This window comes from Streptomyces botrytidirepellens (genome assembly GCF_003721215.1).
GTDB classification, from domain to species: Bacteria; Actinomycetota; Actinomycetes; order Streptomycetales; family Streptomycetaceae; genus Streptomyces; species Streptomyces himastatinicus.
Genome location: NZ_RIBZ01000273.1, coordinates 1 through 12,158, shown reverse-complemented (window position 1 = coordinate 12,158; position 12,158 = coordinate 1). Strand labels below are relative to the sequence as shown.

Genomic DNA, 12,158 nt, shown 5'->3' with positions numbered 1-12,158 from the left:
ATCAGCGTTGCGAAGGTTCAACCCGGGAACCCACATCGGTACCTCCATCGCGTGCTACCACCCCATCTGGGCCGAGGTGCCAAGCGACGACTTCCTATGGATCAATGACCTGGCATGCCACGGCAACTTCGGCCGATGGGCCGAAATCACCTACCACCTCCAAGAAGCCATGACCTCACCATCACACCCCGCCTACAGCCGCGACCTTGTCCGCGCCATTCTGAGCAGACTCAACCCCGCCATCTGCAACCTCGACTGACACCTTGCGGAGCGGACGATGTCTGCAAGGTATGCGGATGGCGGAGGTCGAGTGCGGCCGCCATCGGCGCGGGTCAGTTCGCCCCCGGCCTCCAGCCACCACAGCGACAGCACTTCCTGCTCACTGTCGTCGAGCCAGCGCGTCGCCTCGGCGACCTCCTTGCGCTGGCCTTCCAGCCCCAGCCCACGAGCGTCAGATCGGCGAAGTCGGGCTCGGGCCCGGGCATCTCGTGCACCATCCCCAAGCCGCCGACGGGCGCGTCCTGACGCTCCCGCCAGTGGCGGCGTACCTGGTTCATCGCGATGGCCACGAGCCAGGACCGGCAGACGGAGGGGTCGCGCAGTCCGCCGAGCCCGCCGAGGGCCCTGATCTAGGTGTCCTGGACGACATCGTCGACGTCCGCGTGCCCTTTGAGGGCGCGGCCGACGACGTTGTAGACCAGCGGCAGATACGCGCTGACGAGCTGATCCTGCGCGTCCGGGGCACCGGACCGGGCGGCCTTGATGACCCGTGCTCCGACCTTGCCGATCACTCTAGGCGCTGTGAACCACCCCCACCGAAACTCCCTGTCCGCTTCCCGTCAGCCCCCACTGAAGCTTCCCGTCCGCTTCCCGTCCGCTTCCCGTCAGCAGGGACCGGCCGGGCGGCAGCCGACGGCCGAGCGCGGCGGCCACGCCTGCGGATCGAGGATGCCCAGTACATACGCCCGGCTGACCAGCGCCAGCCGGGTGGGTGCCGCCAGCAACTCCCGCAGCCGGGCGAGGTGGTAGTCCAGGGTCTGCCGGGAGAGCCGGAGCGAGGCGGCGATCTCGTTGTTGCCGTGCCCGGCGGACAGCAGGGTGAGGATGCGCAACTGCGCCGCGGTGAGCGGTGGCAGCGGCGGGTGCGGCAGCGTGTGGTGGGGCAGTACCGCCCAGACGCCGCGGGCCCGCCGTGAACCGCCGCTGACGGCGGTGAGCAGCACCCGGGCCCGCCACTCGTCGCCCCGGGCGTCGAGGAAGACCGCGGAGGTCTGGAACCGGCGCCAGCGCCGGTTCACCAGATCCCGCCAGGCGTGGCGAAGCCCGGCAAGATCGTCGGCGGGGGCCAGATAGCGGTGGGCGGGGCGGCCGAGCAGATCGGGCACATGGACCCGGAGCAGTTCCGCGGCCGAGGCGCTGACCCGGCGTATCCGGCCGCCCGGCGAGAGCAGGGCGCAGGGCAGACCGCTGTGTTCGCTGAGCGCCTGGAGGTCCTCCTCGGCGGCGCGCCGCCGGCTCAGGGCGAGGGTGTAGTCGGTGATGTCGATGTAGATCCCGGCCACACAGGTCTGGCCACCCTCGGCCACCGGGAAGCGGTGGCCGACCGCGCGCCCGGGTGAGCCGTCGGGGCGGTGGTAGCCGATGGTGTGCCGCACCGGCTTGCCGGAGCTGAGCACCTGCCGGTCCAGGGTCTGGAAGGTCGCCACGTCCTCGGGGGCGTCGACATCGGTGACGCTGCTGCCGATCACGGCGTCGGGGGTGGTGCCGTACAGATGGGCGTAGGCGTGGTTGGCCCACAGATAGCGGCCGTGGGCGTCGCGGATGAACGCCGCGGCGGGCGCGAAGTCGGCGAAGTCGGTGAACGCGGCGTACCCGTGGCGTCCGCGCTCCAGGGCGCTGATGTCCACCGCGAGCCCGCTGACCCCGCCCCGGCCGTCACCGGCCAGTCGGCCGGGAAAGGAGGTGACGTCGAACAGCCGCCCGCCGAACCGGACCTGGCGGCGGTCGATCCCCGACCGGCCCTCGGCGGCCGCCCCTTCCCGCGCGGCGTCGGCCGTGCCGCCGAGACTGTCGACGAACCGCTGTGCGGTGCCGGGGTCATGGAAGGCGCCCCCGCCGCAGTTGACGATGCGCAGCCCCTCATCGGCTTCCCACCATGACACGGGCATGCGCTCGAGCAGCGTACTCAGGCCCATATCGGACACCAGCCGCCTTTCCGGTCCGGCCTCCGGGTACGGACCGCCGAAGGCATGGCTGAGGATTGCCCAAGCCCCGCGCTCACATGCGGCGTAACCAGCCGGAACGCAAAAGGGGCCGAGAAGGGCTGAAACCCATACCCGACGGCCTCGCTCACCGTGAACCCCTCGTGACACTCAGGCATTTGCCTGAGCGCCCACCCCCGATTCGGGGGGTAAGCGTCATGCCCGACTGGTTCGCTTGACGGGACCGGATCGCGGCGGATGTGCCGGCCCGCCGGTTTCTGTTGAGCCGTCGAGAAACCCTGAACCGAGGAGTCGTTATCTGTGAGTAAGGTGCTGTTTGTCTACGCCAAGGGCGGGCCGCCGCTGGAATACGCGCTGTCCCGGGTCGCCGCGAAGGCCGAAGTGCATCTGCTCGTGCTCAGTCCCCTTCCGCCCTCCGCCCACGAGGTGGTCACCCGGCTGTGCGCCTCGGTGGTCGGCCCCGTGGACACCGCGTCCCAGGACCTCGTCGCGCTCATCACGGCTCAGGCACAGGCCGTCGGCGCCGACGCGGTGTTCACCCCGTCCGAGTACGCCGTGGTGGCGGTGGCCGACGCCTGCGAGCGGCTGGGGCTCGCCGGGGCCGGTGCGCGCTGCGTGCTGGCCCGGGACAAGCGGATGATGCGCCGCACCTGGGACGCGCACGGGGTGTCCCAGCCACGGTTCCGCTCCGTGGCCACCGAGCGCGATCTGCACGAGGCCGCGGCCGAGGTCCCGTACCCGATGCTGATGAAGGCGGCCTGGAGCGCCGGGTCCACCGCCCATCAGATCCTGCGCGGCCCGGAGGACATCGCGCCCGCCTGGGCCCGGGCCCGTGAGGTGATGGAGGAGTCCGCCCGCCAGGGCTACGCCGAGCTCCATGTGGCCGGGGCGGACGCCGACTTCCTCGTCGAGGAGATCGTGTCGGGCACGGCCGGGGACTGGTTCGAGGAGCCGGGCTGGGGCGACTACGTCAGCGTCGAGGGCGTCGTGGCCGAGGGCGTCTATCACCCGGTGTGCCTGAGCGGGCGGATGCCCACCGTCGAGCCGTTCACCGAGCGCGCCGGGATCACCCCCGCCCTGCTCCCCGAGGACGCCCAGCGCAAGGTGGTGGAGCTGGCGACGGCCGCCGTGGACGCGCTCGGCCTGCGCACCTGCGGCACCCACACCGAGATCAAGCTGGGCGCCGACGGACGGATGTGGGTCATCGAGACCGCAGCCCGGTTCGGCGGCGCGATGACCGTCCCCCAGATCGAGGAGGTCTTCGGGGTGGACGTCATCGGCATGCTCATCGACCGGCTGCTCGGCCGCGAGGTCGACTGGCCCGATCCGGGGCCCGGTTCGGTGCTGGGCGCCGCGGACGCCAAGGGCGCGGCCGGCTCGCTGGTGGTGCTGGCTGTGGACGGCTCCGGCGCGCCGTGGCCGGACCGGCGGCTGTGGGACTTCGACGCCGTCCAGCGCTCCGGACTGATCTCCACCGGGGCGCGGCTGACGAAGGTGGCCGAGCACTCGCTGCCGGACGGCACCCCGGTGCCGGTCTACGACCCGGCAGCGGGCGCGAACACCATGGCAGCGCTGTGTCTGCTGGTGGCCGACGATCCGGTCACGGTGATACGTGACTTCGAAAGGCTCAACGACGCCCTGCCCACCGCCCTGCCGCCCGTCCCGGCCACCGGGAGGCCGTGATGACCGGCATCAGCGCGTTTCCGAGCCCGGCCACCGCGCCCGGCACCGATGCCACCGTGGTCGGCGAGAACCTGTCGCTGCCGCTGTTCCGGTCGCTGTCCGGAGTGCTGGCCGGACACCCGTATCTGAAGGTGGTGGTCGACCGCACCGAGCACACCTGGCATCTGCTGGACACCGCCGTCCACCCCTTCCACGTCAACTACGTGGCCACCCGCATCCTCGGGATGGACCTGGACGAACTCGACGCCGGACTCGACGCGTTCAACGCCTCGGTGTACACCGACCCCTCCCGCCGCTTCCTGCTCGGTGTGCTCTCGCTCCACGCCGACGAGGACACTGAGGGCCGGGACCGGCCGTTCCTGGTGCTGGAGACCACCGAGGCCGACACCATGGACGGCCCCTTGCTCCACGAGTTCTACGACTTCGTCCGGGAGCGGGTGGACGGGCGGCTGCCGTTGCTGCTGAAACCTGCCAACCACGGCCAGGAAGCGGCACTCGCCCCCGTGAGCGACGTAACGCTGCCGCGCATCCTCAGCCACGAGCTGTTCGTCAGCCGCCCCCGCACTCCGCTGAACACGGGGGAGGCCATCGGCCGGCTGCGCTGGTTCGCCTCGCTTGAGGAGTACCGCGCGCACGCCGCGGACCTCGGCTGGTCGGACATCGTGGCCATGGACTGTCTGCCCGACGATGTGCCACGGGTGGCCGGATTCATCAACGCCGCCCCCATCACCCCGCTGTCCCACACCAATGTGCTGGCCTCCGGCTGGGGCATCCCGAACGCCATCGTGCGCGACATGGCCCGGCTGGTGGAGGCGGAGGAGCTGGACGGGGCGTGGGTGTGCTACCGGGTCCAGGACGACGAGGTGAGCCTGGTCCGGCTGCACGAGGTCCCGGAGTTGGACGAGCCCGCGTGGCACCAGCAGCGGATCCGGCTGGAGCCGCCGCTGCTGGAGGACGTCCCCGTCCTGGAACTGCGCCGGCTGCGCCGCGAGGACCGCGACCGCTACGGCACCAAGGCCGCCAACCTCGGTGAACTCCACCATGTGCTGGACAGCCGCACCGCCGATCTCACCGCCTTCTACGGCCGCGCCCGGCCGCCCCGGAAGGATCTGTACGGCCATCTCGCCTCCCGGCTGACCGCGTCCGCCGACCCCGAGGCGCTGCGCCACGCGGCCTCGGAATTCGCGGCGGCCACCGTCACCGCGCCCGACGGCGTGGCGCTGCCGTTCGCCCTCCAGCACCGCTTCCTGATCTCCTCGCCCGCTCTGCAACAGGGCATCGGCAAGCTGAAGATGGCGCTGGAGCTGGGAGCCACCGATGTGCTGGACCCGCTGTGCCTGAGCCTCCAGCAGCTGGTGCGCGGCACCCCGGTGCCGGAGGATGTGGCCGCGCGGATCACCGGCCCGTTCGCGGACCGGGTGTGCCGCAAGCGGCTGGTGGTGCGGTCCTCCTCCAATGCCGAGGACCTACCCGGCTTTTCCGCCGCCGGGGTCTACGACTCCATCACCACGGTGCACGGCACGGACGAACTCCTTGACGCCGTCCGGCAGGTGTGGGCCTCGCTGGTGTCGCCGCGCAGTGTCCGGCTCCGTCACGAGGCGGGCATCTCCCTCGACGACACCTACATGGGCGTCATCGTGCAGGAGTACACCCCGGCCGAGCTCGGCGGGGTGCTGGTCACCTGCAACCCCACGCGGCGCGAGGACTTCCGCAATATCTACATCAACTGCACGCCCGGTTCGCCCGAGAGCGTCGTCGACGGCACCGCGCTGCCGTTGCAGTACCTCTACAACACCGTGGAGGGCGGGGGCCGCACCGTGGACCTCGGTTCGTCCGGTGAGGACCTGCCGTCCTCGGCCCGGGCGCGGCTGGCGGATCTCGCGCTCACCGGGCGGCTGCTCCAGTCGCACTTCGCGGACGATCCGGACGGTCCGCTGGACATCGAGTGGCTGATGACCGAAGCGGGCGGTTTCAAGCTGGTCCAGCTCCGCCCGTACGCGCTGTGAAGGGCCGTGTGCCGTTCCTCCGCCGCTCCCCGGCGGAGGGGCGGACCCCGCTCACCGCCGGGGCACGCCGGGTCATCGCCCTCAACAACGGTTTCCAGCTGCTGTTCAACCTGCTGTGGTGGATGCCGGTCTTCTACGCCTACCAGCGGCAGGCCGGGCTCTCGGACGCGCAGATCTTCGGCATCCAGTCCCTCTACTACATCGCGTTCTGCCTGTTCGAGATCCCGACCGGTCTGGTGGCCGACCGGATCGGCGCCCGCAACTGTCTGCGCGCGGGCGCCGTGGTGATGACCGCGGCGAACCTGGTCCCGGTCCTCTCTCCCGACTACACCGGCTTCCTGGTCCACTTCCTCGCCATCGCCGCGGGCCGCTCCCTCACCTCCGGAGCGGCCAGCGCCTACCTCTACGACGCACTGCACGCGGAGGGCGCGGACGACCACTATCTGCACGCCGAGGGCACCGCGCGGGCCCTCGGGCTGGCCGCGAAGGTGATGTGCTGGCCCCTGGTGGGACCCCTGATGGCGCTGTCCCGGCCCACCCCGTACCTCCTCAGCGCGGTCAGCGCCGGGGCGTCACTGGCCTGTGCCATGGCCCTGCCCCGGCTGGTGGGCGCGGAGTCGGGCGAACGCCGGTCGGGGGTGTGGCGAGAGGCCGGGCGCGCGCTGCGCCAGCTGCGCGGCTCCCCGTGGCTGGCCCTGGTGATGGTGCAGGGCGTGGCGGTCTTCACCCTCTCCCGGATCTGCCAGGTGAACCTGTTCCAGCCGATCCTGATCGACCAGGGCATCCCCGAGCCCTCGCACGGCGGTGTGCTGGCGGCGGTGACGGTGGCCGAGGCCGTGGGCGCGGCCCGGCCGCAGTGGCTGGGCCGCAAGCTGCAACCGCTGACGATGGTGTCCGTCTTGAGCCTGGCGATGGCGGTGTCCCTGGCCGGGATCACCCTCGGCGGGCCGATGGCGGCGGTGGCGCTGCTCTGCCTGTTCTCGGCGGTCACCGGCTTCGCGTATCCGATCCAGCGCAAACTGGTGAACGACGCGGTGCCGCCGGGCGCTCCGCGCGCCACCCTGCTCTCGGTGGAGAGCATCATCGACCGCGCGGTGTGCGCCCTGGTGGCGGTGGCTGCGGGCGCGTACCTCTCGGCGGGCCGGATGGACGCGCTGCTGTGGCACAGCGCCGCCGTGACCGCTGCGGTGATGCTCGCGGTGCACCTGGCCGTGCTGATCGGACGGCCCCGGCGCCCCCGCCCGCCACGGGCCGCCCGCGAGGAGCGTCAGGAGGCCGTCGGGCACGCACGAAGGTGATAGCGGGCCGGCGAGGGCGTCGAGGACGCCACCTCCCGCCCCAAGCTGATCGTCTAAGCCGTCAACGGCACCCCGCGCCTGGCCTGGCAGACCACCGTGAAGGGCACCGGCGCGCACGGCGAACCCGTCGGCAAGAGCCAGGCCGTGGGTGGTCTTCCTCAGCGGCGATAGCCGTTGGACGCTTCCCCGCCGGATAGGGGCGTGCGGGTCAGGCATGGTGGCTCCAGGGTGCGTAGGTGTCAGGCGATAGGCGACGACTGCTCGCGCGCGGCGCCGGCGGCAGTAGCTTGAGTCCGTCCTGGCCTACCTGGGCGGCCAGTGACTTTCGGGTCTGGGGAGTCTGAGGGAGGCCTGTGGGTCAGGTCGCGCCGCGTAGCGGTCGAACCATGCCGGCTCGACGTGGCGTTGCAGCCACTCTGGCGCAGTGAGCGCCAAGGCGTTCAAGGCCGCCCGGAGCGTCTCGATCACGCATTCCAGGCGGGTGAAATCGCGTGCCGCTGCCACGATGTGTGTGGAGTCGGTCCGGGCCCGACCGCCTGCCTTGAGGAGACCTGCATCCCGCACGGCCTCCAGCACGCCGTCGAGCACGAGCTGCCCGGCTTCCCCGTCGATCAGTCGCTCCCGGAACTCGCAGGGGACCGAGTGGTCGAAGCCTGGATCAGTCAGCTCCATACCGAGGGCGTCCGGCGTTGTCGGCGCCCCCGTACCCATGGGGTGCCGGGCCCACCGCCAACATCGGCGACGCGATCGGCTGACGGCAGAATCACCTCCCCTGGCGCCGTCGTGATGTCTGGCGTGGTCGTACGGAGAACCCTGTACCGGAGGCACAGGCCGATCTGCTGCGCCGGATGTACGACGTGTTCCAACACCCCGGACGTCCGGAGATGGCCACGATGATGACCGAGGCCCTGCACCCGGAAGTGGACTGGCCGAACGTCGCCGAGACCACCCGGCTGCGCGGCCATGAGGAGATACGGGCCTACTGGCCGGTCGGCCGGGGCGACGTACTCCGTCACCTCCGCCTCTCTTCATCCGGCAACGGTTTCTTGGCCTCGGAGGCCTTGCGCCTGAGCCAGGTTGTCGCAGTCAGCACGAGCGTGGTGCCGGTGGCGATGAGGACGGCGGTGTCGGGGGTGGTGGCGGTGAGGAGGAGGCCGGTGGCGGCGGAGCTGAGGCCGTAGCCGATGCCGCTGCCCGCGTAAAGGGCGGAGTAGCCGACGGGGTGGAGGTCGGCGGGGAGCTGTTCGCGGAGGGTGAGGTTGCGGGTGATCAGGACGGCGGCCTGCAGGAGGCCGGTGAGGGCGAGGAGGCCGGCGATCACCGGCCAGTTGGAAGCAAGAGCCGTGAGGGCAACGCCCGCGATCATCACGAGGAGCAGGACCGTGCTCTGGCGTTCCACGCTGCCGGGCCAGGTACGGGCACCGTAGACCAGGCCGCCGACGATGCTCGCGAGGGCGAAGCCGGTCAGCATCGGGCCGCTGTAGGCGACGGGCAGATCCCGGTGCTCGAGGAGGGCGGGCAGCGTGAGCTCGATGCTCGCCAGCAAGTACATGGCAGCGATGCTGGTCAGGTAGACGGGCCAGGCAGCCAGGGCTTGCTTGAGCGGGGCACGCTGCCCCTCGCCAGTGGCGCCGTTCTTGTCGGGCAACTGCCACAGCGCTGCGGTGGAGGCGAGCGTGGCGACGGTGGCGATGAGGAACGGTGTCTGCGGATCGACGCCGAGTGCCAGTCCGGACACCAGCGCCGGTGAGGCCGCCCAGACGGCCATGTTGAGCGTGGATTCCAGGCTGAGGACGGTGTGGAGGTGCTGCCTGGGCGCGAGGTCCTCGGCCATGGTGCGCAGGGCACCCGGGGCGGCCGCCGCGGTGGCGCCGGCGACCGCAGCCAGAGCCACGGCCGGCCCGGTGCCGGGGCCGGGTAGGAACGCGAGCAGGACGAATGCGACGGCGGACAGGGCTAGCCCGGCGGCGATCTCGCGTCGGTACGGGCGCGTCCGCAGCCGTGTGCTGAGAAGCGGTGCGCCTATCGCTTCGGCGATGGCGTACGCGGCAGCCATTGCGGCGCCGCCGCTGTACCCGATGTCCGTACCGCGGCCGTAGAAGAGGAAGGCAAGCGGCGCCATCGCCACCGGGAGGCGGCTGGCCGTGACTACCGCGGCCCAGATCGAGACGTGCTTGGTGAACAGGCCGCGGTACGCCACGGGTGGTGATCCTTACTTGTCGTGCCGGGTCAGGAGGGCGGTCAGTTGGTGTTCGAGGGCGTCGGCTTCCTCATGGGTGTGGGCGAGGACCACGTACTCGAGGTTGCCGGTGGCGGCAGTGTCGTCGGAGGCGATGACGATGCCGCGCTGCTGTTGGGAATTCCAGGCGAGCCCGCGTTCCTGCATGGCGTGCAGGAGCCGGTCGAGCGCGGGTGCCCGGACGTTGAACCTGCTGATCAGGACGTGACTGTCTGTCCAGTCCGGGCCGACGAGCGTCTGGGCGATGTGGTGCAGGTGGGTGCTGCCGCCCAGACGTGCGTTGACCTCGTTGAACCATGCGTTGCCAGCCTGGTCGATCACCGCGTCGATGCTGGCCAGGCCGCGATAGCCGAGGCTCTGCATGCATCGGGCCATCCGAAGGGCCTCACCGGTGAAGGCCTCCCAGGTCCGGCCGGGCACGCTCCTGGGCGGCAGCGCGAGCCCGGCGAGGACCGGCGGATCCTGGTCGGTACGGAGCTGGCCGCCGTTCAGGAGGACGGGCTCGCCGTGCACCGGGCAGTCCACCTCGACGTACACGGACGTGCAGTCGGGGTGGAAGACCTCGAGGACGATCTCTCCCTGCGGGGCATGGGTGGCGGTCAGTCCGGCTTCCTTGAGGACCTGCGCGTGATCGGCCTGATCACCGAGGACGATCGTGTGCAGGGCCCCTGTGCCTTGCAGGTCCGGGTCGGTGGTGATCACGATGTTGCCGTGGCCGCCGACCGCGCGGTCCCGCTTGAGGATGACTGCCCGGTGCACGGTCAGGAGCCGCTGCAGGGTGCGGGAGAGATCCTCGCTGGTGCGGCACGGAATGCCGTCCGGAACGGCGAACCCGGCTCCCGCTGCCAGGGCGCGGAAGACGACCTTGCTGTTGAGTAGTTCCGCGCCGCCTTCCGCCACGAACGGCGACCCGGTGACAAGACCGAGTTCACGTGCGAACACCTCGGCACCGCGGTCGTGGATGTAGGGGCGGAACTCCCAGCTGGGAGTCACCAGCTCCCTCAGCCTGCCGAGGATCTCCTGCGAGTGCAGCAGGCCCTGGGTCAGGAGGTCGGCATCCGGTGCGATCACGTGAACGCGGTCTGGCGAGATACCGGTGTGCCGCGCGACGTGATCAAGGAAGGTGCCGGGCACGGGTCGCGGCAGGACGAGGGCATCGCCGTCCCGCATCAGCCACACGAGGCGCTTCACTGCGAAAAGGATGCCGTCGAAGTCGTCCTGCGTGAGCAGGTCCATGCGGTCGACCATATGCTCGGTGCAGGCGTTCCCGAGCCAGAGGCGGGGCATCAGAACTCGGCCTTCCCGCCGATGGCGTCCAGGTACCAGACCTGCAGGAACCCGTCGTCGTCGACGCGGGCGTTCCCTGGCAGCTGCCAGCCGGGCACCCAGGACATCCTCTCCTCGTACCGGTAGCCGGTCTGGATCAGGATCCGGTTGTGCTCGTCCCGGTTGATGATCGAGCCCTCGTACAACGGCACCTTGCCGACGTCCGTCATCAGCGTGAAGTGCGGGCGCGTACGGCCCGACGTCAGCCCCGAGGCTCCCAGCCTGCGCTGCAACTCAAGCCCCTCCGCGACAGACGTGCGGTGGTGGTCCATGCCGCGGATCGGGACGCAGTGGAACAGATAGTGCGCCTCGATGTCCATGGAGCGCAGCTCGTCGAAGAGCTCGACAGGGTGTTGAGGTTGTCGTTGAGCCCGCGCAGCAGCACCGTCTGGTCGTAGATGCGTGCCCCGGCTTCCTGGAGCGCCGCGTACGCCTCCCTGACCTCGGGAAACAGCTCGCCCCTGTGGTTGATGTGCGTGGCGACCTCGACCCGGAACGTCGACCGGCGCCGCAGCGCACGCTTCATACGGGCATCGACCCGTCGCAGATCCTGGAGGGGCACCCGGGTAGCGATCCGCACGATCTCGACCTGGGGCGCGTGCTCTTCCAGCGCGTCCAGCAGCCACTCGATCCGGTCGGGAAGGATCAGGGGGTCACCGTCGGTTACCAGCACCTCACGGACATCCTGGTTCTCCGGAGCCGTGCCGCAGTAGCGGGCGCGACAGCCTCCGACGGATCGACAACGTACTGGAGGTCGAGGAACGGGAGCGGCTCACCGGCTTCCTCGATCTTCGTGCGTAGGAACGGGGAGATCTTCTCGGCGAAGACGCCGTTCTTGGCTCCGGCCATGACGGTACGATCTGCCTCTCAGGATCGCTGAACGGGACATGGCGCCTCGCCCTTGGCCGAGGGCATGGCGCGCAGGCCGACGGAACCGGGCTGGATGGCCGATCCGGCAGCCTGACAATGCGGCAATCCCCCTGCACCACTGGCTATGTGACCAGGAGTCACCGGCGGACCACTAGAACATATGCCAGATGCATGGAATATGGGGGGCGTCACGTTTCGTGACACTGAGAGGCCGAGTGGAGGCAATCCGTAGCTGGCGGGAAGGCATCCTGGCAGCTCAGGAGCGCACACCGTCCCAGCAACCAGATCAGGCCATTCCCTGACCCGCCTTAAACGCCCACTGTTGGCCCGGACCATCATTGATGACCTCGGGCAGCCTTCCGCTCCCGGTAGGAAGCCGGCTGGGAGCCCCGCCGACCGCACAACCAGACAGAGAAACCTCTCCACAGCTCCTAGTGACCTGAGTCGGAGATTCATCGTTGGTTTGGTATGAGTCGTCCGGGTCCGAAGATTCCACCGTTGTCGTTGACCGATG

General features: G+C 70.2%; 10 protein-coding genes and 1 pseudogene. 3 read left to right on the top strand and 8 right to left on the bottom strand.

The window, feature by feature from the left end; genetic code table 11:
* Positions 1-287 precede the first annotated feature (287 nt).
* Both EEJ42_RS22260 and EEJ42_RS22255 read right to left on the bottom strand, forming a co-directional pair.
* Positions 288-788, bottom strand: a pseudogene (locus tag EEJ42_RS22260) (RNA polymerase sigma factor); the annotation flags it as partial.
* A 96-nt stretch (positions 789-884) separates the two neighbouring features.
* Entirely contained in the window at positions 885-2,168 is a 1,284-nt protein-coding gene (locus EEJ42_RS22255; protein WP_246097165.1) for a PAS domain-containing protein, read from the bottom strand.
* 354 nt (positions 2,169-2,522) lie between these two features.
* Here EEJ42_RS22255 and EEJ42_RS22250 point away from each other — a divergent pair, with 354 nt between their 5' ends.
* The 3 genes from EEJ42_RS22250 to EEJ42_RS22240 are packed head-to-tail and all read left to right on the top strand — an operon-like array spanning position 2,523 to position 7,209.
* Entirely contained in the window at positions 2,523-3,905 is a 1,383-nt protein-coding gene (locus tag EEJ42_RS22250) for an ATP-grasp domain-containing protein (protein WP_123102181.1), read from the top strand.
* Positions 3,905-5,911: a PEP/pyruvate-binding domain-containing protein gene (locus EEJ42_RS22245; RefSeq protein ID WP_123102179.1), complete on the top strand. Its 2,007-nt coding sequence runs from the start codon at positions 3,905-3,907 to the stop codon at positions 5,909-5,911. The genes EEJ42_RS22250 and EEJ42_RS22245 overlap by 1 nt, the downstream gene beginning before the upstream one ends.
* Positions 5,908-7,209 (top strand): MFS transporter, encoded by a 1,302-nt coding sequence (locus EEJ42_RS22240; RefSeq protein WP_123102177.1) that lies wholly within the window; start codon positions 5,908-5,910, stop codon positions 7,207-7,209. Before EEJ42_RS22245 ends, EEJ42_RS22240 begins: the two co-directional genes overlap by 4 nt.
* Positions 7,210-7,512: 303 nt before the next feature.
* Here EEJ42_RS22240 and EEJ42_RS22235 read toward each other — a convergent pair whose 3' ends face one another.
* The 6 genes from EEJ42_RS22235 to EEJ42_RS22210 all read right to left on the bottom strand — a co-directional run bounded on the left by EEJ42_RS22235 (position 7,513) and on the right by EEJ42_RS22210 (position 11,623).
* Positions 7,513-7,881: a hypothetical protein gene (locus EEJ42_RS22235; RefSeq protein ID WP_123102175.1), complete on the bottom strand. Its 369-nt coding sequence runs from the start codon at positions 7,879-7,881 to the stop codon at positions 7,513-7,515.
* A 340-nt stretch (positions 7,882-8,221) separates the two neighbouring features.
* Complete coding sequence (locus tag EEJ42_RS22230) at positions 8,222-9,409, bottom strand: MFS transporter (protein WP_123102173.1); 1,188 nt, start codon at positions 9,407-9,409, stop codon at positions 8,222-8,224.
* Between the two features lie 12 nt (positions 9,410-9,421).
* Positions 9,422-10,684: a preATP grasp domain-containing protein gene (locus tag EEJ42_RS22225; protein WP_148082005.1), complete on the bottom strand. Its 1,263-nt coding sequence runs from the start codon at positions 10,682-10,684 to the stop codon at positions 9,422-9,424.
* 50 nt (positions 10,685-10,734) lie between these two features.
* The gene (locus tag EEJ42_RS22220) at positions 10,735-11,007 is read right to left on the bottom strand and encodes a hypothetical protein (protein WP_123102169.1); all 273 of its coding nucleotides are present in this window, start codon (positions 11,005-11,007) and stop codon (positions 10,735-10,737) included.
* Entirely contained in the window at positions 10,977-11,447 is a 471-nt protein-coding gene (locus tag EEJ42_RS22215) for a hypothetical protein (RefSeq protein ID WP_123102167.1), read from the bottom strand. Before EEJ42_RS22215 ends, EEJ42_RS22220 begins: the two co-directional genes overlap by 31 nt.
* Complete coding sequence (locus EEJ42_RS22210) at positions 11,438-11,623, bottom strand: hypothetical protein (RefSeq protein ID WP_123102165.1); 186 nt, start codon at positions 11,621-11,623, stop codon at positions 11,438-11,440. Before EEJ42_RS22210 ends, EEJ42_RS22215 begins: the two co-directional genes overlap by 10 nt.
* Positions 11,624-12,158: the final 535 nt, after the last annotated feature.